Annotated in this window: 23 protein-coding genes and 2 tRNA genes; 10 read left to right on the top strand and 15 right to left on the bottom strand. The window is 69.0% G+C overall.

Going from position 1 to position 19,996, the window contains the following annotated elements:
- A partial coding sequence (locus tag DKT69_RS23990; RefSeq protein WP_236648193.1) for a DciA family protein occupies window positions 1–591 on the top strand: 591 nt, incomplete at its 5' end.
- An 83-nt stretch (window positions 592–674) separates the two neighbouring features.
- On the opposite strand, the gene DKT69_RS23985 is transcribed toward DKT69_RS23990, so the two are convergent.
- Window positions 675–1,229, bottom strand: a complete 555-nt coding sequence (locus DKT69_RS23985) for a hypothetical protein (protein WP_109803755.1) — start codon at window positions 1,227–1,229, stop codon at window positions 675–677.
- A 526-nt stretch (window positions 1,230–1,755) separates the two neighbouring features.
- Between DKT69_RS23985 and gyrB the strand changes: the two genes are divergently transcribed.
- From gyrB to DKT69_RS23960, 6 genes are all read left to right on the top strand, one after another.
- Window positions 1,756–3,702 carry a DNA topoisomerase (ATP-hydrolyzing) subunit B gene (gene gyrB, locus DKT69_RS23980; RefSeq protein ID WP_109803754.1) on the top strand — a complete coding sequence of 649 codons (1,947 nt, stop codon included), beginning with the start codon at window positions 1,756–1,758 and terminating at the stop codon, window positions 3,700–3,702.
- A gap of 130 nt (window positions 3,703–3,832) precedes the next feature.
- On the top strand, window positions 3,833–6,352 hold the full coding sequence (gyrA, locus tag DKT69_RS23975; protein WP_109803753.1) for a DNA gyrase subunit A: 2,520 nt from the start codon (window positions 3,833–3,835) through the stop codon (window positions 6,350–6,352).
- Between the two features lie 4 nt (window positions 6,353–6,356).
- A complete protein-coding gene (locus DKT69_RS23970) occupies window positions 6,357–7,268 on the top strand; it encodes a DUF3566 domain-containing protein (RefSeq protein ID WP_109803752.1) in 912 nt (303 codons plus the stop codon).
- A gap of 151 nt (window positions 7,269–7,419) precedes the next feature.
- Window positions 7,420–7,493, top strand: a tRNA-Ile gene (locus DKT69_RS23965).
- A 40-nt stretch (window positions 7,494–7,533) separates the two neighbouring features.
- Entirely contained in the window at window positions 7,534–7,662 is a 129-nt protein-coding gene (locus DKT69_RS40060; RefSeq protein WP_236648192.1) for a DLW-39 family protein, read from the top strand.
- 46 nt (window positions 7,663–7,708) lie between these two features.
- Window positions 7,709–7,784: transfer RNA gene (locus DKT69_RS23960), tRNA-Ala, on the top strand.
- Window positions 7,785–7,799: 15 nt separating this feature from the next.
- Here DKT69_RS23960 and DKT69_RS23955 read toward each other — a convergent pair.
- The 13 genes from DKT69_RS23955 to DKT69_RS23895 all read right to left on the bottom strand — a co-directional run bounded on the left by DKT69_RS23955 (window position 7,800) and on the right by DKT69_RS23895 (window position 16,486).
- Window positions 7,800–9,068: a tyrosine-type recombinase/integrase gene (locus tag DKT69_RS23955; protein WP_109803751.1), complete on the bottom strand. Its 1,269-nt coding sequence runs from the start codon at window positions 9,066–9,068 to the stop codon at window positions 7,800–7,802.
- Window positions 9,068–9,337 (bottom strand): helix-turn-helix domain-containing protein, encoded by a 270-nt coding sequence (locus DKT69_RS23950; protein WP_109803750.1) that lies wholly within the window; start codon window positions 9,335–9,337, stop codon window positions 9,068–9,070. Before DKT69_RS23950 ends, DKT69_RS23955 begins: the two co-directional genes overlap by 1 nt.
- A gap of 27 nt (window positions 9,338–9,364) precedes the next feature.
- Window positions 9,365–11,149, bottom strand: coding sequence for a replication initiator (locus DKT69_RS23945; protein WP_109803749.1), 1,785 nt, complete (start codon window positions 11,147–11,149; stop codon window positions 9,365–9,367).
- Window positions 11,149–11,415 (bottom strand): hypothetical protein, encoded by a 267-nt coding sequence (locus DKT69_RS23940; protein WP_109803748.1) that lies wholly within the window; start codon window positions 11,413–11,415, stop codon window positions 11,149–11,151. Before DKT69_RS23940 ends, DKT69_RS23945 begins: the two co-directional genes overlap by 1 nt.
- The gene (locus tag DKT69_RS23935) at window positions 11,412–12,131 is read right to left on the bottom strand and encodes a hypothetical protein (RefSeq protein WP_109803747.1); all 720 of its coding nucleotides are present in this window, start codon (window positions 12,129–12,131) and stop codon (window positions 11,412–11,414) included. Before DKT69_RS23935 ends, DKT69_RS23940 begins: the two co-directional genes overlap by 4 nt.
- Window positions 12,118–12,414, bottom strand: coding sequence for a hypothetical protein (locus tag DKT69_RS23930; RefSeq protein WP_109803746.1), 297 nt, complete (start codon window positions 12,412–12,414; stop codon window positions 12,118–12,120). The genes DKT69_RS23935 and DKT69_RS23930 overlap by 14 nt, the downstream gene beginning before the upstream one ends.
- Entirely contained in the window at window positions 12,411–12,794 is a 384-nt protein-coding gene (locus tag DKT69_RS23925) for an RRQRL motif-containing zinc-binding protein (RefSeq protein ID WP_109803745.1), read from the bottom strand. The genes DKT69_RS23930 and DKT69_RS23925 overlap by 4 nt, the downstream gene beginning before the upstream one ends.
- Window positions 12,791–13,090: a hypothetical protein gene (locus DKT69_RS23920; protein ID WP_109803744.1), complete on the bottom strand. Its 300-nt coding sequence runs from the start codon at window positions 13,088–13,090 to the stop codon at window positions 12,791–12,793. The genes DKT69_RS23925 and DKT69_RS23920 overlap by 4 nt, the downstream gene beginning before the upstream one ends.
- A complete protein-coding gene (locus DKT69_RS23915; RefSeq protein ID WP_109803743.1) occupies window positions 13,087–13,527 on the bottom strand; it encodes a DUF6197 family protein in 441 nt (146 codons plus the stop codon). Before DKT69_RS23915 ends, DKT69_RS23920 begins: the two co-directional genes overlap by 4 nt.
- 97 nt (window positions 13,528–13,624) lie before the next feature.
- The gene (locus tag DKT69_RS23910; protein ID WP_109803742.1) at window positions 13,625–14,074 is read right to left on the bottom strand and encodes a hypothetical protein; all 450 of its coding nucleotides are present in this window, start codon (window positions 14,072–14,074) and stop codon (window positions 13,625–13,627) included.
- Complete coding sequence (locus DKT69_RS23905) at window positions 14,071–14,868, bottom strand: FtsK/SpoIIIE domain-containing protein (protein ID WP_438361864.1); 798 nt, start codon at window positions 14,866–14,868, stop codon at window positions 14,071–14,073. The genes DKT69_RS23910 and DKT69_RS23905 overlap by 4 nt, the downstream gene beginning before the upstream one ends.
- Before the next feature lie 136 nt (window positions 14,869–15,004).
- Window positions 15,005–15,880 carry a hypothetical protein gene (locus DKT69_RS23900; RefSeq protein WP_109803740.1) on the bottom strand — a complete coding sequence of 292 codons (876 nt, stop codon included), beginning with the start codon at window positions 15,878–15,880 and terminating at the stop codon, window positions 15,005–15,007.
- Between the two features lie 285 nt (window positions 15,881–16,165).
- Window positions 16,166–16,486, bottom strand: a complete 321-nt coding sequence (locus DKT69_RS23895) for a hypothetical protein (protein ID WP_089021118.1) — start codon at window positions 16,484–16,486, stop codon at window positions 16,166–16,168.
- Between the two features lie 123 nt (window positions 16,487–16,609).
- Here DKT69_RS23895 and DKT69_RS23890 point away from each other — a divergent pair, with 123 nt between their 5' ends.
- The 3 genes from DKT69_RS23890 to DKT69_RS23880 are packed head-to-tail and all read left to right on the top strand — an operon-like array spanning window position 16,610 to window position 18,358.
- The gene (locus DKT69_RS23890; RefSeq protein ID WP_109803739.1) at window positions 16,610–17,410 is read left to right on the top strand and encodes a GntR family transcriptional regulator; all 801 of its coding nucleotides are present in this window, start codon (window positions 16,610–16,612) and stop codon (window positions 17,408–17,410) included.
- A gap of 12 nt (window positions 17,411–17,422) precedes the next feature.
- A complete protein-coding gene (locus tag DKT69_RS23885; protein ID WP_109803738.1) occupies window positions 17,423–18,070 on the top strand; it encodes a 2'-5' RNA ligase family protein in 648 nt (215 codons plus the stop codon).
- Window positions 18,071–18,106: 36 nt separating this feature from the next.
- Window positions 18,107–18,358: a hypothetical protein gene (locus DKT69_RS23880; RefSeq protein ID WP_236648191.1), complete on the top strand. Its 252-nt coding sequence runs from the start codon at window positions 18,107–18,109 to the stop codon at window positions 18,356–18,358.
- A gap of 18 nt (window positions 18,359–18,376) precedes the next feature.
- Here the strand turns inward: DKT69_RS23880 and DKT69_RS23875 are convergent, their stop codons facing one another.
- Window positions 18,377–19,336: a DUF4365 domain-containing protein gene (locus tag DKT69_RS23875; RefSeq protein WP_109803737.1), complete on the bottom strand. Its 960-nt coding sequence runs from the start codon at window positions 19,334–19,336 to the stop codon at window positions 18,377–18,379.
- Window positions 19,337–19,996: the final 660 nt, after the last annotated feature.

Genomic DNA, 19,996 nt, shown 5'->3' with positions numbered 1-19,996 from the left:
GACGGTGAGCAGCCGGCGGCCCACGGCCAGGCCCCGTCAGCCGGTGAGCCTGCCTCGACGGGCGCGACCGCCGGCGACGGTGGGGCGTCGGGGCCGGAGCTGGCCCGGGCGGTGCTGGACGCGGCGAAGGCCCGCCGGCAGGCGGCGGCGAGGCCGCGCCGGAGCGCGGTGGGCGGCGACGGCGGTGGTGGTACCGAGCGCCGGTTGCGCGGCTACTCCGGTCCCGGGCCGGACCCGCGCGACCCGCAACCACTCGGCGCGGTGCTGAACCGGCTGGTGAAGGCGCGCGGCTGGCAGCAGCCGGCGGCCGAGGCGACGGTCTTCGGCGCCTGGGAGCGGGTGGTCGGGCCGGAGGTGGCCCAGCACAGCCGCCCGGTGAAGCTGGAGAACGGCGAGCTGACCGTGGAGGCCCGCTCCACCGCGTGGGCGACCCAGCTGCGGCTGCTCGCCGGCTCCCTGATCAAGCAGATCGCCAGCGAGGTCGGCCACAACGTGGTGCGCAAGCTGCACATCCACGGCCCGGCCGCGCCGTCCTGGTCCCGGGGGCCCCGCCGGGTCCGCGGCCGCGGCCCCCGCGACACCTACGGCTGATCCACTCGCCCGCGGCATGTCGCGGCTTCCCGGCAACGGGACACCGCGACATGCGGCAAGTCCCGGCCGCCGCGATCGCGCGGTCAGGCGTCGGCGTAGACCGCGAAGCCGCGGTCGGCGCAGCGGCGGTAGAAGGCGGCGAGCACGCTCAGCTCGGCGCAGGTGAAGTTCCACTGCGGCGGATCGCCGTTCTCGTCGCGCAACCCGTCCAGGCGGGTGTCGAGCCAGCGCAGCTGCTGCTCGGCGAGGCGACCGTCGGCCATCAGCGAGCGGAGCACCTCGCTGACCGACTCGAAGGTCACCGCCTCGCCGAACGGCCGGTGCTGGGCGACGAACCTCTCCAGCCCGCCGGCGATCCACGAGCACCCGTCGGGGTCGATCACGGGATCCTCGTCCTCGGCGGCGTTCTCAGTGGCGTAGAGCACATTTTCCAGTCCGAGGATCAGGTCGACCAGCTCGGTGTACGCGGTCGCCCGTACCGTGCCGGTCTTGGCGATCAGCTCGGCGAGCGCCGCGGTCGGGGCGGAGATCCCGGACATGTCCACGATCTCGCCGAAGTCGACGAACTCGGCCGGCGCGACCGGGTCGTAGAAGCGGCCGGTCCGCGGCCAGTGCACCGCGACATTGTCCAGCCCCATCTGGCGTCACCTCTTACAACACGTTGTCGGACCGATCGGGTCGATCGTCCCGGTTCCGGCCGGGAAAGATCAAGACCGCAGCGGCGGGCGCCGCAAAGGTACGGCACCGCCGGTCCGGCCGCGACCCCTGGGCGGTTACGCCCCGGTACCGATCCGGTGGCCGGTCGCGCCCTCGATCAGGGCCTTGCGTGTAGGGGGAGTCGCGGACAGCACGGTTCGGGCCGCTACGGAGGTCTCAGCCGCCCCGCAGGGGTGCCGAGTGGCGGTTTAGTCGTGTGCGCACAGTAAGATTGACGGAGAGACGAAGACCCGACCCGGAGCGACCGGACACGGGCCCCGAGGGCCCTTGACCATTGTCCCGGATCGGGTTGAGCCGATCGCGATCCGCGGGCAACCGCGGCGACCGGCGTACGCGATCCGTGACCTGGAGAATCCGGGGCCGGTCCGTGCGCGCCGACGTCGCGTCCTGTCCGCCGAACCCGCGCCTCCGCGCCCTGGCGCGGCCGGCGCGAGAAAGTGGCCGAGGGTGGCAGCGCAGGACAAGCAGGAGTACGGCGCCGAGTCGATCACCGTTCTCGAGGGGCTGGAGGCCGTCCGGAAGCGGCCCGGTATGTACATCGGGTCCACCGGTGAACGCGGTCTGCACCACCTCGTGTGGGAGGTCGTCGACAACGCGGTGGACGAGGCGCTGGCCGGGTACTGCGACACCATCGACGTGGTGCTGCTGGCCGACGGCGGCGTCCGGGTCACCGACAACGGCCGTGGCTTCCCGGTCGACCTGCACCCCAAGCTGAAGAAGCCGGGTGTCGAGGTCGCGCTGACCGTGCTGCACGCGGGTGGCAAGTTCGACGGCAAGGCGTACGCGGTCTCCGGCGGTCTGCACGGTGTGGGCGTCTCCGTGGTGAACGCCCTCTCCACCAGGATGGCCGTGGAGATCCACAAGTCCGGCTTCGTCTGGCGGCAGCAGTACAGCAACTCCAAGCCGGGCCCGCTGGATAAGGGCGAGACCACCAACCGCACCGGCTCGGCGGTCACCTTCTGGCCGGATCCGGACGTCTTCGAGACGGTCGACTTCGACTTCCAGACCATCTACCGGCGCCTGCAGGAGATGGCCTTCCTCAACCGGGGCCTCACCATCCACCTGCTCGACGAGCGGGTGCCGGAGGAGGAGGACGGCAAGCAGCGCGAGGTGACGTTCTGCTACAAGGGCGGTATCGCCGACTTCGTCCGGCACCTCAATGCCTCCAAGAACCCGATCCACAAGACGGTGGTCGAGTTCGGGGCCGAGGAGGAGGGCATGTCGGTCGAGATCGCCATGCAGTGGAACGAGTCGTACGGCGAGTCGGTCTACACCTTCGCCAACACGATCAACACGCACGAGGGCGGCACCCACGAGGAGGGCTTCCGGGCCGCGCTGACCAGCGTGGTCAACCGGTACGGCACCGAGAAGAAGCTGCTCAAGGGCGACGAGAAGCTCTCCGGTGAGGACATCCGCGAGGGCCTGGCCGCGATCATCTCGGTCAAGCTGGCCAACCCGCAGTTCGAGGGTCAGACCAAGACCAAGCTCGGCAACACCCCGGTGAAGAGCTTCGTCCAGCGGGTCTGCAACGAGTGGCTGGTCGACTGGTTCGACCGGAACCCGGCCGAGGCCAAGACCATCATCCAGAAGGCCTCCCAGGCCGCCCGGGCCCGGATCGCCGCCCAGCAGGCGCGGAAGCTGGCCCGGCGCAAGTCGCTGCTGGAGTCCGGCTCGATGCCGGGCAAGCTGGCCGACTGCCAGTCCACCGACCCGCGCGAGTCCGAGGTGTTCATCGTCGAGGGCGACTCGGCCGGCGGCTCGGCCAAGCAGGGCCGGGACCCGCGGACCCAGGCGATCCTGCCGATCCGCGGCAAGATCCTCAACGTGGAGAAGGCCCGGATCGACCGGGTGCTGAAGAACAACGAGGTCCAGGCGCTGATCACGGCGCTGGGCACGGGCATCCACGACGACTTCGACATCGAGAAGCTGCGGTACCACAAGATCGTGCTGATGGCCGACGCGGACGTCGACGGTCAGCACATCCAGACGCTGCTGCTCACGCTGCTGTTCCGTTTCATGCGGCCGCTGGTCGAACTGGGCCACGTCTACCTCGCCGCCCCGCCGCTCTACAAGATCAAGTGGAACAAGAAGGGCGACGACGCCCAGTACGCGTACTCGGACCGGGAGCGGGACGGGCTGATCGCGCTGCGCCAGCAGAAGAAGCCCAACGCCAGGCCGGACGACATCCAGCGGTTCAAGGGCCTCGGCGAGATGAACTACCCGGAGCTGTGGGAGACCACGATGAACCCGGCCACCCGTACGCTGCGTCAGGTGACGCTCGACGACGCCGCAACCGCCGACGAGCTGTTCAGCGTGCTGATGGGTGAGGACGTCGAGGCACGCCGTTCGTTCATCCAGCGCAACGCCAAGGACGTGCGGTTCCTGGACATCTGACGGACCTCGCCGGGCCGGCCGGAGATCCACCGGCCGGCCCGGCGGTCCACAGGGTTATCCACAACTTGGCCGGTTTCCACAGCCGTTATCCACAGCGCGAAAACGACTCTGAGTCTGATAAGGGTTAACAGTGACCGATACTCCCGAGTCCACCCCGAGCGAGCCGGAGATCCCGGAGACAGCCGCCGCCGTCGTGGCGCACGACCGGATCGAGCCGGTCGGCCTCGAGGTCGAGATGCAGCGCTCGTACCTCGACTACGCGATGAGCGTCATCGTCGGGCGGGCGCTGCCGGACGTCCGGGACGGGCTCAAGCCGGTCCACCGCAAGATCCTCTACGCCATGTTCGACTCCGGCTACCGGCCGGACCGCGGCTACGTGAAGTGCTCCCGCGTCGTCGGCGACGTGATGGGTCAGTTCCACCCGCACGGCGACTCGGCGATCTACGACGCGCTGGTCCGGATGGCCCAGCCCTGGTCGCTGCGCTACCCACTGGTCGACGGCAACGGCAACTTCGGCTCGCCGGGCAACGACCCGGCCGCCGCCATGCGGTACACCGAGTGCAAGCTCGACCCGCTGGCGATGGAGATGCTGCGGGACATCGACGAGGACACCGTCGACCTGCAGGACAACTACGACGGCCGGGCCAAGGAGCCCACCATCCTGCCGTCGCGGATCCCCAACCTGCTGGTGAACGGCTCCGAGGGCATCGCGGTCGGCATGGCCACCAAGATCCCCCCGCACAACCTGCGCGAGATCGGCGCGGCGGTGCAGTGGTGCCTGGACAATCCCGAGGCGGACGAGGCGACCACCCTCGAGGCGCTGCTGGAGATCGTCAAGGGCCCCGACTTCCCGACCCACGGCCTGATCGTGGGCCAGGCCGCCATCCAGGACGCGTACCGGACCGGGCGGGGCTCGATCCGGATGCGCGCCGTGGTGGAGGTCGAGGAGGACAAGCGGGGCCGCCCCTGCCTGGTGGTCAGCGAGCTGCCGTACCAGGTCAACCCGGACAACCTGGCCGAGCGGATCGCCGAGCTGATCAAGGAGGGCAAGCTCGCCGGCATCGCCGACATCCGGGACGAGTCCTCCGGGCGTACCGGCATGCGGATCGTGCTCGTGCTCAAGCGCGACGCGGTCGCCAAGGTGGTGCTGAACAACCTCTACAAGCACACCCAGCTCCAGGAGACCTTCGGCGCCAACATGCTGGCCCTGGTCGACGGGGTGCCGCGCACGCTCAACCTGGCCCAGTTCATCCGCTACTACGTCGAGCACCAGATCGACGTGATCCGTCGGCGGACCGCGTTCCGGCTGCGCAAGGCGGAGGAGCGGGCGCACATCCTGCGCGGTCTGGCCAAGGCTCTCGACGCCCTGGACGAGGTCATCGCCCTGATCCGGCGCTCGCCCACCGTGGAGGACGCCCGGCAGGGCCTGATCCGGCTGCTGGAGATCGACGAGATCCAGGCGACCGCGATCCTGGACATGCAGCTGCGCCGGCTGGCCGCCCTGGAGCGGCAGCGGATCATCGACGACCTCACCAAGCTCGAGATCGAGATCGCCGACCTCAAGGACATCCTCGCCAAGCCGGAGCGGCAGCGCAGGATCGTCTCGGAGGAGCTGGGCGAGATCGTCGCGAAGTGGGGCGACGAGCGGCGCACGAAGATCGTGCCGTTCGACGGCGAGGTCTCGATGGAGGACCTGATCGCCCGCGAGGACGTGGTCGTCACGATCACCCGCACCGGGTACGCCAAGCGCACCAAGGCCGACCTCTACCGCTCCCAGCGGCGCGGCGGCAAGGGTGTCAGCGGCGCGACGCTGCGGCAGGACGACATCGTCAGCCATTTCTTCGTATGCTCCACCCACGACTGGATCCTGTTCTTCACGAACAAGGGTCGGGTCTACCGGGCCAAGGCGTACGAGCTCCCCGAAGCCAGTAGGGTGGCCAAGGGCCAGCACGTGGCCAACCTGCTCGCGTTCCAAGCCGACGAGCAGATCGCCCAGATCATCGAAATCCCGAACTACCAGGTGGCGCCCTACCTGGTACTCGCCACGAAGAACGGCCTGGTGAAGAAGACGCGGCTCGAGGAGTTCGACTCCCCCCGGTCCGGCGGAATCATCGCGATCAACCTTCGCGACGAGGACGAGCTGGTCGGGGCGGCGCTGGTCGCCCCGGAGGAGGACCTGCTGCTGGTCTCCAAGAACGCGCAGGCGATCCGGTTCAACGCCAGCGACGAGGCGCTGCGGCCGATGGGCCGGGCCACCTCGGGCGTGATCGGCATGCGGTTCAGCGAGGACGATGTCCTGCTGGCCATGGAGGTCGTCCGCGAGGGCCTGGACGTGCTGGTCGCGACGAACGGGGGATACGCGAAACGCACCCCGATCGAGGAATACCCGGTCCAGGGCCGGGGAGGTAAAGGTGTGCTGACTGCGAAGATCACCGAGCGACGCGGTGGTCTGGTCGGTGCGGTGGTGATCGACCCGGACGACGAGCTCTTCGCGATCACCAGCAACGGTGGTGTCATCCGGACTCCGGTGAAGCCTGTACGCCGTACGCGTGACCGGAACACAATGGGGGTCAAGCTGATGGACCTCCCGGACGGCGTGACTATCGTGGCGATTGCTCGCAATGCCGACGAGCCTGACGAACAGGACTAGTTGAATGACGGAGACACAGGCGAAGTCGGGGAACACGGGGACCTCGGCCAACCCGGTCGACGAGGAGGCCGCAAAGGGCGGCACACCAGCGACCGGCCGCGCGGCCGTGGGCCGGGCCACCGTCCCCGCCGACGAGCCTGCCCCGAAGTTCACCCGGGCCCCCGGCATGACGCCACCGCCGGAGAAGCCCTCCGAGGACTCGGCGGCGAGCGACAAGACCGAGAAGGCCAAGGTCGACGCGCCGACCTCTGCCGACGGTCTGGCCGCCCGGCCGGCTCCCGCGCCGAAGCCCGCCGCGACACAGCCGATCGCGGCGGGCGCCGCCCGGCCGTCGACCGGTGCCACCGGCACCCAGCCGCGGGTCGTGTCCGGCGTCGGCACCGCCACCAAGCCGTCGCCGGACGGCGCCCGCCCGGGCCCGCCGAACCGCCCGGCCAACGGCGGCGGCCTGCCGCCGGGCATCAGCGGCGCCGCGGCCGTCGGCGCCGCCCGCGTGGGTGAGGCGGTACGCGCTGCGCGTACGTCGGTCAGCTCGGCCGCGTCCCGCGGACCGCGCCGGGCCCGGCTGAACCTCAAGCGGATCGACCCGTGGTCCGTGATGAAGTTCGCGTTCGCCGTCTCGGTGGTGCTCTTCATCGTGGTGGTCGTCGCCACCTCGGTGCTCTACCTGGCGCTGGACGCCATGGGCGTGTTCAAGAGCGTCAACGACAGCCTGACCGACCTGGTCAGCGCGGGCGGCGGGCAGAGCACCAACGGCTTCCGGATCACCGCCAAGGGCGTGATCATGAGTTCCGCGCTGATCGGCCTGGTCAACGTCGTGCTCTTCACCGCGCTCGCCACGCTCGGCGCGTTCGTCTACAACGTCTGCGCCGACCTGGTCGGCGGGATCGAGCTGACGCTCGCCGAGCGGGACTGAACCAGCCGGGACGCCGGGGCGCGCCGCGTAAAGCGGTCGCCCCGGCGTCGCGCATCCGGGTAGGTTCGAGCTGGTACGAGCGAGAGCCCCCCACGGGCACCCCGATTTGGGGCCGGCCGCGGCGATGGGTTAACCTTGCTCGTCGCTACGCGGGGCTATAGCTCAGTCGGTTAGAGCGCAGAGCTGATAACTCTGAGGTCGCTGGTTCGATTCCAGCTAGCCCCACCGCACCGTCCGACGGTTGTCGAGCGCGAGGGGTCGTCCCATGTTCAAGAAGCTTCTGATCCTGGTCGGCATCGTCGGCGTGGCCGCCGTCGTGGCCAAGAAGGTCAAGGCCTCGAACGACGAGCGTGCCCTGTGGCACGAGGCGACCACCGCGCCCGACCTGCGCTGAGCCTCCGCTCTCCGACTGCCAGCACCAGGCGGCTCCGCCCGCCCTCGGGGCCCTAGCTCAACTGGCAGAGCACTGCCTTTGCAAGGCAGGGGTTAGGGGTTCAAGTCCCCTGGGCTCCACCACATCACTCGGCCTGGTCACGGGCTGTTTTCATCCTTGATTGGCTTCCCGTCAGATTGAGGATCTTCTTCGGCAGTCAGCGGATCGTCAGCAGAACCGTCGAAGACCCTGCGCACCGACGCGTGAAAATCCGCCGGTGTATGCGTGTAGCGGTTGAGCGTGGTCGATGCCTGCTCGTGGCCCATCACCGCCTGGACGACGTTGACAGGGACCCCGCCGGAAACCAACCACGTCGCGTAGCAGTGCCGCAGATCATGGAACCGCAGTCCGCCGGCCGCCTTGGTCGCCACGCAGTCGACCGCTTCCCGCTCGGTAGTGAACTCCGCTGACCATTCCACGCCGTCGCGGTCGGGCCAGGTTGCGCGGAACTTGAACGGCCCGGACTCGGCGACCTGGCCGAGGAGCCCGGCCCGGACAAGAGACGGGCGCCATACCTGGCGCCGGAAGTTGCTGCGCAACATTGAGCCGCCCTCGTAGTTGGTGAAGACCCGGTTATCCGGGCCATGCGCAACCAGTTCGCGATGGCGTCGAAGCTCCTGTTCCAGAAACGGGGCGAGCGGCACGGTCCGCCGGCTCTTGGCTGACTTCGGGTACGGCTTGTCGGACAGGTGACCGTCGACCTCGATCACGACACGCTCGACCGTCATTGTCGATGCATCGAGATCAACGCATCCCCACCGGAGGCCCAGGCACTCACCCCACCGCAGACCTGCGCCCGCCGCAGCAGCAACAAGCGGCCGGTGCCACTCGGGCACTGCCGGGAGGAGGCAGCCTGTTAGGTCGGCCTGGGAGATGGTGTGGACTCCGCCAGCCCGCTTGCGCTGAGCCGGGAGGCGGACACCCTCGCAGGGGTTGAACGCGATCAGCCGACTGCGGACAGCGGAGGCAAGGATCGAGGAGAACAGGCCGAAGCACGAGGCGACGGTGGCGGGCGCGAGCTGCTTTCCCAGCTCAGTCACCCACTCTTGCACGGCAAGATGGTCGATCTTCCCGAGCTGCCAACCGCCCCAGTACGGCAGCAGCCGTGACCGCAGGCGGGAGGACCAGGCCGCCAGGGTGGTCGCCTCCACCGACCGGGACGAGAGCCAGCGATCCGCGTAGGCACTGAACTTGGTTCGACCGGCGCTCGGATCAACGTAGGAGCCGCGAGACAGCGATGCCTCAGTCTCGGCGAGGAAGGCGGACGCCTCTCGCTTGGTACGGAAAGTCTTGGCCTTCTGCCGCCCGGCGGCGTCGCGCCAGTTGGCGCGGTAGGTGCCAGCAGGGGTCTTGACGATGTGTCCCATCAACGCCTCCCACCAAGGTCGGTGCCGGTGGCGGCGGGTTCGGTGACGGCGTCGAGCCACGCGTGGAACCGCTTGCGTGGGATGACCCACCGCCCACCGAGGCGGGTGGCGGGGATGGTGCCGTCACGGACGAGGGCATAAGTGCTCCCCAGCGACAGGCCGAGCAGCTTGGCGACCTCGCGGACGGTGTAGGTGACCGGCTCGACCACCGTGGCGGCGGTGCGCGGGACGAGCCGCACCCCAGGGGTCGGACGGGCGGTGGTGCTCATGACGGGTGACCTCCTCAGGTCTGTTGGTCAGGCGGCAGTCGGCACGGTGCCGGCCGGGGTGGTGCTGAGTTCGTGGGCGAGTTCTTCGCGGCCGGTGGTTCGTCGCTCACGTGCCATGGCGGCGGCGGTGTTGGCGAGGAGGGCGTCTCCGGTGGTGTGCCAACCGACGCCGGCAAAGGTGAGGGTTCCGACGATGAGGGTGGTGTCCTCGTCGACCTGGGCGGCGGGGCTGCCGCTGGCGGCAGGGTGCTCGTGGGCCTGGTCCTCATGCCGGCGAAAGGTGACGCGGGTGTCGCGCAGGAGTTGAAAGGTGACGGAGTAGCGGCGGGCTTTGGTGAGGAAGTGGCCGCCGAAGCCGAGCATGTGCGCCCACCGCCGCAGCCGGGCGTATGGGTTGGTGGTTAATCTGCTGGCCGGTTGGGCGTCAAGGACGGCTTGACGCACGGCGATGCAGACGGGGCAGGCGGGGTAGCGGGTGTGGGTGCCGCAGTCGGGGCACTGCCAACGCTCGACGAAGCCGGGCCGGGGCCGGTGGTCGCGGGGCCGCTGGGAGAGTGGGACGGGTGTGCCGGTGGGTCGGCCGATGCGCCAGCAGGCGTCGATGAGGCGGGCGGTGTGGTCGCCGTCGGGGTCGGCGTAGTCGCCGATGCTGTCGGCGTCGAGCCTGACGGAGCGGTGCCCGGTTACCTCGGTGCTTTTGGTGGCGTATTTGGCAAGGTATCCGGCGACCATGCTGTCGGTGACTTCTCCCCGGCCGGTCAGGCTGATGGGGCGGATGTCGACCTGCTCGCCCCATGCCACCGGCCAGCCCTCAGGCCGGTCAGGGTGGCCGGGGGTGGCGAAGGCGACCTGCTCGGCGGCGGCCCGGAGGGCGTCTTCCAGGTCCGCCACGGTGAAGCAGGCAGGCGGCGGGACCACGGCGGTGGGGTCGTCGGGGTCGACGCCGTCGAGGCGCACCAGGGCGTGGAAATGGACCGCCCCGCGTGCCTGGAACTCGGCGGCTTTGCCGTGGGAGAGGCGGACCGGTGGAACCTTCCGAAGGTTCCCGGAGGCGGTGACGACGTCAACGCGGGGGATGCCACGGCGGCGGGCGAGTTTGGCGAGCCACCGTTCCGCGGCTTGCTTGGTGCGGTGCCACAGCTCGCCGGAGAACAGGTTCCAGACGACCTGATGGTCGTGGTCGTAGCAGTCCAGGCACAGCGGATGCCCGAGCACCTGGTCCCCTGGCTCGTGTCTCGCCCAGCAGACGGCGGGGCGGTCGTGCTCGCAGAGGCCGGTGTCGCGGCGGGCGTGGCAGGGCTCAGACCGGCAGTCGCAGCGCTTGCGGTTGGCGCAGGTGTGCCGCTTGACGGCGCGGACGTGGACCGCGCCGAACGAGGGCGCGGTGAACGTGGCGAACACCGCCGGGTGCTGGGAGACCGTCTCAGGGACGCCTTTGCCGCCGACGAGGCCAGCGCGGAGCACCTGAAAAGCGTCGCGTTGGTAGATGGTGGCGCAGGCGGGGCAGACGGTGGCCCGGCGGTTGCCGCAGGCGGTGTAGATCGCGGCATCAGGCATGGCGTCGGTGTGCCGCTGATCCAGCACCCGGCCGGTCGACGGCTCGACGGTGAGGAGCTGCCCGGCTAGGCGGATCGGACGGGTGCAGCCAGCGGCGGCCCGGATGTGCTCCAGCCACCCGAAGTAGTCCGGCCGGGTGGCGCGTTCGAAGGCGGAGCCGGCGGCGGTGTAGCCGTAGACCGGGCCGATGGTGTCGGCGTTCGAGCCCACACCCCGGGCCGAAGCTCGGGGTGTGAGGTCCAGCGTCGAGGCCATCAGCCGGCAACCTCGGTGAGGTGTCGGGTGGTGATGGTGCGTTCGGTAACGATGACCCGGCAGGCGCCGCACTGACGCTTGGCCGGCTCGTGCCGGTGGCAGGGGATCTGGACGGCCTTGCCGCCGCAGCGGACGGTGACCGGTGCCCGGCAGGGACCGCCGGGGATGACGTCGACGAGGGTCCGGCGGGTGTCGAACGGGTGAGGGTCGGCGAAGGCCGGGCAGGTGTGGATGACCTGTTCGATGTCGACGAGGTAGATGGTCATCGGCCACCACCACCGATGGTGGTGAGGAGCTGCCCGGCGACGGCCGGGGCGATGCTCAGCCGGTCGGCCAGCTCGGCGGCGGTGATGGGCTGGCCGGTGGCCTGTTCGTGCTGCACGGCCGCGAAGCGGGCGGTGGGCAGCAGGTGGGCAGGGACGTCGACCGGCTCCGGGGCCGGCGTGGTGACAGGTTCCGGCTCGACGGCCGGGGTCGGCTCGGGGACCGGGGTGATGGCAGCGGGCGGCTCGGTGGTGACCTGCTCGGCCACCTGGACGCGGATGGGCTCGACCTGCTCGCAGGTGGGCGTGGGGTGCTCCGGCGTGGGTGCCGGGGCGAGGACGAGCTTGACCAGGGCCATGAACGCCAACGCCGGAACGGCCGAGAGAAGCCAGCCGGACGGGCTGGGTTTGGCGACGGCGAGTTGCGCGGCCAGGGACAGGCCGGCGGCGGCGATGAGTAGGAACAGCGGGTAGCCGATGGGAGCGCCGGCTCGGCGGCGTCGGCGGATCGTCAGGAGCGAGGCGATGGGGACGAGTTCGGAGATGACGGCGTTGGCCCAGCCGAACCACTGGCCGGTGCCGGTGGGTGAGTTGGCGAGGGTCCAGTCTTTGACGTGGGTGAAGGAGGCTGCGCCGGCGAAGCCGGCGACGGTGAGCAGGATGAGGACCAGGACGACGCCCTCGATCCGTGGGCCGGTGGTCCGGTCAGTGCTGGTCATGGCCGGTCACTTCCGCAGCGGTGACGGTGCGTTGTTCGGCGAGCAGGCCGACGAGGCCGACACGGATGGCGTCGCAGGTGGCGCAGAGCTCGCCGTCGCCCACGGTGCAGTCGGTCAGATGGGCTTCCTGGATGAGGCGGATCGACTCGGCGTAGTAGCCGGACAGGAACCGTTCGAAGGACAAGGGGCCGCGGGCGGCGAAGTAGTCGGCGAGGGCGGTGACGGCGTAGTCATCGGCGGTCATTCGCTCCTGGGCGGCGAGGTTCGTGATGGCGGTGGTCATCGGGCACCTCCGGGGATGCAGTCGAGACAGGCACCGGTACGGCGCGGGATGTAGTAGGGCTGGACGAGGTCGCAGGAACGGCAGGTGCGGCGAGCGCGAAGCGCCTTGGCGATGGCCTCCCGCTGTGCGGGCGTGGCGACCCGTTTGGGTGCGGCGAGGTCGAGGCGGTAGAGGTAGGCGACGCGCTTGCCACGCCGCCAGAGGATCTGGGCGACCGGGTCGTGTCCTCCGGGGCGCAGGCCGGCGGCGCGGAGTTGCCGGCGGGTGGCCAGCCCGGTTGGGGCGTCGAGGTAGGGGAAGGTGGGGAACCCGTAGCGGGTGCCGGTCGGGTCGTAGAACTCGACGGCCAGGCCGGTGGTCGGTTGGGTGGTGGTGGTCATGGCTGGCCTCCCCAGCGCTGCTGGGCGGCTTGGCGGGTGATGCCGAGGCGGGAGCCGATTTCGGCCCAGGAGTAGCCGAAGGCCCGCAGGCCGATGACGGCTTCGGTGATGGCCTGGTCGATGACCGAGGACAGGGCGGTGAGGTCGCGGAGGGCTTCAACGTCGCCGGCGGCGACGCGGCGGCCGTGGGCGCGGATGATGCGGCGGGCGAAGGCGGCGAACTCGTCGTTCTCGACGACGGTCCGGTGCTTGAGCTGTTGCCCGAACGGCGTCAAGGACTTCTTGACGGTGCTCATGCGTTGTTGCCTCCCTCGGTGCGGAGGCGGTCCCACTCGTCGGCGGCGGCTTCCAGAGCCGCTACGACCTGCTCGGCGGTGCGGGCCGGGTCGTCGTTCCACGAGTAGGGGGAGGTGTGCTCGTCGAGGAGATAGCCGTCCTCGTCGATGAAGAAGACCGGGGCGTGGGCGTCGAGGTAGTCGACGAAGACGCCGAGCGCGGCGAGGTAATCGGCGAGGGTGCCGCCGTCGAGTTGGGAGAAGTGCTCGACGCGGTGGCCGGCGCAGGCGATGCCGATGGCCCCGGCGGCGCAGGCCGGCGGAGTCGAGATGTCGGTCGTTTTGGCGTAGTAGGTGCCCTGGTGCCAGCCGTGCCGGCGCAGGTAGAGGGCAGCGCACCGGAGCAGGTCAGCGGGTGTGACCTGGACTCCGGTGGGTGGGTTCTGGGTAGCCTTCATGGCAGCCACGTCCTTTCGGTGAGGGCTTGGTGGGAGGTCGGCAGGACCGGCTTTGCTTGCAGGCGTTGGTCCGGTCCTGTCGGCCGTTTCTCGGGTGTCAGCAGCCGGGGCAGTGCCGTTTGCCGCTGCCGGTGGTGCCGCGCAGGGCGGCGAGGATGAGCGCGGTGATGGTGAGGAGGCCGGCGATGATCGCGGCGTGCTCGACCAGGAACGTGACGAGCTGCCCGACGAGGTAGGCGATGGCCGCGACCAGCACGGTGAAGACGGCGGCGATGGTGGCCGCGATGGCGACACGGCGTCGGGTGCGGCGGGGCTGGACGCGGTCGGTGATGTGCATGCGCAGCGATGTGACCCGAACCGGACGGATGGCCGGGGTGGTGGTGTCGACCAGGCGCACGGCGACCCGGATACGCGGGTCGGTGGCCGAGATGGGCCGGGGTGCGGTCATTGAGATGAGCGTTCCGGCGCTCTGGTGGTTGGCGATGACGTTGGCGACCTGCTCCGGTAGGCCGATCAGGGTGTGGTCGCGGTAGCCGAGGGTGCTCATGCGGCGATCTCCCATTCCGTGCGGTTTCCGGTGGCGGGGCGGCGGATCCAGGTGGCGTAGTCGGCGATGCCGGCGATCTGGTTGTCGGTGAGGTAGGCGACCTTGATGCGGCGGGGTACGCCGCCTTCGGCGATGAGGTAGGCCGCGCCCTGGTTGGTGGGCTGGATGTCGGTGGCCGTATAGCCCTGCTCGGCCCAGCCGTGCCCGAGGACGATGTTCGAGCTGTTCGGGGTGGTGCAGCGGAACGCGGCGCGGTAGCCGAACAGGTCCCGCAGTGAGGTGGGGATGATGTCGAAGCTGGGCCGCTGGGTGGCGGCGACGACGGGGATGCCGGCGGCGCGGCCCCGGGCGACCAGGTCGCGCAGGAGAGCGACGAACTCTTCCTGCTCCTGCTTGCTGCCGACCGTGGCGGAGTAGAAGGCGATCTCGTCGACCAGGACGGTGATGACCGACAGGTTGTCGGCGGCGGTGAGCTTGCGGCGCCCGTGGGCGCGCAGCCAGGCGTAGCGGTTGTTCATCACGACCTGGAGCCGTCGCAGGACGGTCAGGGCTTCGGTGATGTCGGGGCCGATGAACGCGTCGGCGCAGTCTTCCCACTGCCCGAGTTCGACGAGCTTGCCGTCGAGCAGCACGAGGCGGCTGTCGACGCTGAGGGCGGCGTGGGCGGCGATGCAGTTGAGCAGGCCGGATTTGCCTCCGCCGGGTTCGCCGCCGGCGAGGAGGTTGCGGTAGGCGAGGGTGATGTAGACGGGCTGACCGAACTCGTCGATGCCGACGAAGATGGGGTCGAACATCGACAGGCCAGGCCCCACCGGAACCCCAGACGTTGGGGCGGTAGCGGTGGTCATGGTTGCCCTCCTTGGGCACTGGTGGTCGCGAGGAGCCACACGAACGAGCCCGAAGGGCTCCTCGCGTCCGGGTTGGGTGTGGTCAGATCCAGTCGGAAACGTCGTCCGCGTCGGACGACGAGGACGAAGCCCCGGGCTTGCTGCCGTTGGCAGTGGTGGCCGGCTTCTTCTGCACCGGCAGGGTGATGACGGGTGCGTCGACGTCGGGCAGATCCAGAGCAGTCGGCACAACCGGCATGGCCCGGTCGGTAGCCGGCGTGGCGGGGTCGATGACGTCGACCAGCGGGGAGCCGACCGTGGCGGTCAGTACCTCGCGGCGCTTGATGTCGAACCGCAGATACGCGGCGTTGCCGTCGGAGGCCCGCTCGACCAGAGCGGTGGCGGCGTGGCAGGCGACCGCGATGCGGTCGAGGCGGCCTTCCAGGTCGGCCATTGAGAGGCCGGGCCGGAGGTAGACCCAGACCCGCTCACCGACGGGGGTGGGCGTGGCCCACAGGATCAGCGGGAGGCTGCCGGACTGGTTGGCGATGATGAACTGCGCGAAGCACACCCGCAGCCGATGCCTCACCACGAGGCACCAGGTCCAGGCGACCAGGGCGCGGCGGGTGACCGGGACGGCGGCGGGGACGCCGACGACCAGGGCGACGACCACGAGGGTCACGGGGAGCGGCGTGTGGTTGGCGAGCTGCACCCAGGCCGCGCCGAGGACGATGGTGATTCCGATTTCGGTGGTCCACCACCACAGCAGCCGCAGGACCGGCCAGATGCGGACGAGCACCCAGGCCAGGCCGCCGGACAGTGCGCCGATCAGCGCGCCGATGAACAGGGCCAGGATGGGGTGCATGGAGGAAGCGGCCACCACGGCCGAGAGAAGGCCGACGATGACCGCCGTGAGGATGAACGCCAGCCGGGCGTTGCGGGCCGAGGAGCGGTGGACCTTGGCCTCGATGACCGTCACCGTTCCGGTGTTCCGCCCGAAGGGGCGGCGGGGGCTAGACTTGGACACGACGAGTCCTCCCAATGCGAGTTGGGTCGGATGAGTTGGAGGGCACGGGGTCGGCAGATGTAGGAGTCGGACCGACCCCGCGCCAGCTCTTGCGGGGGATGCCACCACCACAGGTGGTGACGGGCCGGGAATGTAGGAGTCGGAACCACTCCCGGACCTTGGATCTCAGATCAGCGGACCATCAGGCCGCCACGTGCCAGACACCCCAGGGCTCACACAGCACGGTGAGCGAGGGACCTACTTAGCCGCCGAGTTGCCAGCCTTCGGCTTCAGCGAGATCGCACGGAACGCGACGCCGTTACGCCCGTTGGTCGCCCACGGGATGGCCTCCAACTGCTCGACAGCGACGAGCTGTCCCACCGTCACGCCCGGCTTCTCACCCGCCGTGGTGATGGTGATGATCTCGCCGCCAGTCTCGTCGAGAACGAAGACCTGGGTCGACCACATGAGCCGGCCAGTGTTCTTCTCCGACCGCTGGTTGCCGTTCTGGTCGTTCTTCGGCTCCGGGTCCTTCGTCACCTGGACCTGCTTGCTTTGGGTGTCCACGTACAGCTTCATGAGCGTGACCCCTTCCTAGGTCTAGTGCTCTAGTCCTCTAGAGGACCGCGTGCAATCAAGGTAAGCCACCGGTGGAAGGCGTCAAGTCCTCTAGAGGACTAGAATTTCGGGTGGAGGTCAAAGATGACTAGTGACCTTGGGGCAAAGGCCCCCAAGTATCAGCGCATAGCCGATGAGCTGCGGCGCGACATCAAGAACGGCACGTACAAGCCAGGGGAGCGGCTGCCTGCCGAGGCCGCACTACTCGAGCGTTTCCGCTCAACCTTCCCCAGCCTGTCTCTTGAAACGATGCGGAGCGCGATCCGTGTTCTGAGGGCAGAGGGCATCGTCGAGGCCCGCCAGGGCGTCGGGACGTTCGTCAGCGCCCACCGTCGACTCCAACGGCGCTCGCGTGATCGCTACGGGCGTGCCCGGACCGACGGAAAGCTGCTCACGGCCCACCTGAGGCATGAGATTCCATTCGCCGGGCGCGGGCCGGTTCCCGAACACGTCGCGAAGGCGGCGGGCATGGAGCCGGGGGAGGAAGTTGTCATCCGACGCCGGGTGTTGTTCGACCGCGAGACGGACAAGCCCCAGGAGACTGGGGCCAGCTACATCCCGCTGGGTTTTGCCGGCGGCACCTTCCTTGAGGAGCCATCGGTGGTGCCCAAGGCCCTCTTCCTCTGCGTGGAGGACCTGAGCGGGAAGAGGTACACCCGGGCTAGGGATCACTGGCAGTGGCGGATGCCGACGTCGGCCGAGGCCGAGACGCTTCAAATCTCGCCAGGCACTGGGGTTGTCCACGTCGTGCACGTCGCCCGAGCCGAAGACGACAGTGTGCTTGAAGTATCCGAGTCTGTCTGGCCTGCCGACCGCATCGACCTCATCGACGAGTACGACGTAACTCAGCAGCCCGAAGACGCCGACGGTCGCTCCGACATCTAGCTAGGGGGCAGCATGGCCGATCTGGTCGACCACATCGACAACATGCGGGACCACTGGTGGTGGCGGCCCGGGTGGCTAGCTGGCCGTCATTTCTACGCATGCCACTTCACCATGAGCGCGTACACCGAGCTGGTGGAGCTGGTGCAGCGCTACCAGGAGGCATTGCGACCGTTTCCCGGGCTTGACCTCATACCGCCAAACTGGCTGCACTTGACTATGCAGGGCATCGGATTCCTCGACGACCTGGGTAAGGACCAAGTCGCCGAGTTGGAACGTGGGATCCGCAAGAAGCTCGCTCAGACACCTACGCCGACGGTGACGTTCCACCGGCCTGTCGTGCGGCCCGAAGCCATCTACTTGCCAGCGTTCCCGCCCGAGCCGATCGCAGAGGTACGGAACGCGGTCAGGGCTGTTATCGGAGACGTACTCGGGTTGGACAACGTCGAGTTGGCGCCGGAACACGTTCAGGGGTACCGACCGCATGTGAGCGTTGCCTACTCGAACACAGCGCAACCCGCGGAACCCATTGCGGCTGCGCTGGCGCAGGTTAAAGCAGCACCCGTCAAGGTGGTCCTCGACCACGTCGATTTTCTTGAGTTCCACCGCGACAACCGCATGTATGAGTGGACGCGGTCCGAGCAGGTCCGCGTCGGGCACTGACCTTCACTGCGATTCGTACGTCTGTACGATCACCTGGTGGCGAAGGAACTGGTCGCGCGCTGGTGGAACGGCACGTGGGGACGGCTGAGCCGGCGTGACGTGTGGCTCGCCCGCGAGGTTCGCTGGCATGTCGTGGCCAGGGCAGGCGACTCCGAGACCGGCAAGGTGCTCCGGTGGGAGTTCGGCACCGAAGAGGAGGCCCGGCAGATGGTGAAGCGTCTCGTCCAGGCCGACGGCGGTCAGTGGCGCGAGCAGACCGGCGACGCAGCCACGCAGCCGCCAAGGTGACCGCCTTTCCGGAAGGAGCTAAAGCGTCAACTGCCGAAGATCACTGCCTGCGAATTCGTCCACGATCAAGAACGCCTTGCCCAACTCGTTGAGCGTCAGTTCAAGTCGGTAGTAGTCGACCTCACCAGCAGCATTGTTGTACGGTCGGATCCCCCTCGCCGAGTGGACCCGACGCCAGTCGGAGAATGATTGGGTAAAGAACTGGTCCCCCTCGTCCCAGATTGAACACTCCGCTTCATACATGTCGTGCTCGGCGTCGTCGTACGTCTCCTCATGGACATCGGCATCCGCCCAGGCAAACATCTTCGGCACCGCCTCGGCGTAGTTTGTCGGCCCCACGAATAGATGCCAGGTGACGAGCTCCTCGGGATCGCTTCCATCCTCGTTATCGATTCCGATGGAGATCGACCCCCGGCCCGAACTCTTGTTGATCCACTCCTCGAAGTCGACCACGAGCCGCTTGCCTTGTGCCAGTAGCTCCATCCATGGGCGGGCGAGGCGAAGCTCGCGCAGCCGCAGCTCGTACGGATCGCCCTCGGCAGCAGCCCGCCAGGCCTTGGCCGCATCCGCGTTCAGCATCTGCGTTTCGGGCACCAGGAGCTTCCAGCCGCCAGTCTTGCTCCGCGCCAACGTTACGTCTGTAACGAGCTGCCAGTGGCAGAGCTTCGTGGCCGGGTTGTACAGGACGACGGCCACGGGCAGGGAGTGTCTCTTCCAGTACCGCACATGGTCATCGTCTGGACGAAACCACCACCCGCCAGTCGTGGGCTCGCCAAACCAGCTCTTGCCGCTCTTAATCTGGAGTGCTATAAGCCGACCACGCACGTCCTCGCCGTCAACGACCTCGACGTGAGCATCGATGCCGAAGTCCTCGGTGGGCTGCTCCCGGAATAGCCAGTCCAGCTCCTCCTCGACGTACAGCTTGGCGCGGGTGACGCCGCGGCTGGCGACTTTCGCGGAGGGCTTCTGTTTCGGCATGACTCATTCTTTCACCACTCGCGGCATGCCGCGAGCGGCGCAATCCCCGCCGATCATGGCAAGCAGCGGGCAAAGCGGATCGTCAAGCGTCATGCTGAGACCCGACAGGCCGGCCGCCGGTTTGCTGTTCAAAGTTTCTGTACGTCTTCAAGGCGGCCCTTGAACGGGCCGCACGCGCCGCCGCCTGGGCGCGCGCCGGCCGCTGCCGCTGTCGCTCTGCGGCCGTCACGCCTGATGCCCGGCGGCTGGCGCGAAGGGCGGGGAGCCCGGAGGGCCGCCGCAGAACGACAGACCGTTGACGGGTGAGGTGGTGGGCCGGCAGCCGGCCGCGCCGCGCGGCCAGGACCCGCGCGGCGTAAGGGAGTGCACGCCAGCGGCGTCGGCGAACTGGTGGCGGTCGCGGGGTTGCGGTTACTGCGCCTCCGGCGGGGGCGCTCCGGCTCCAGGATGGCCAAGATCGTCGGCAGGCGCCGGGTCCGTGGGTGGTTGCGGTAGGCCATCCCGCCTGCCATCGACCCGGGCAAGCCGAGCAGACCACCGCCCGACCCGCCAGCGTCCGAACGTGCGTCAAGGTCCGCTTGACGTGGCGGGCCGGGCGGCGGCCCGCTCCCCAGGAGGGCGGGTCGATGGCAGACGGGATGGCAAGACCACTCACTCTGG

It is taken from the genome of Micromonospora sicca, from assembly GCF_003172935.1.
GTDB classification, from domain to species: Bacteria; Actinomycetota; Actinomycetes; order Mycobacteriales; family Micromonosporaceae; genus Micromonospora; species Micromonospora sicca.
This window is presented reverse-complemented; position numbering and strand designations above follow the sequence as displayed.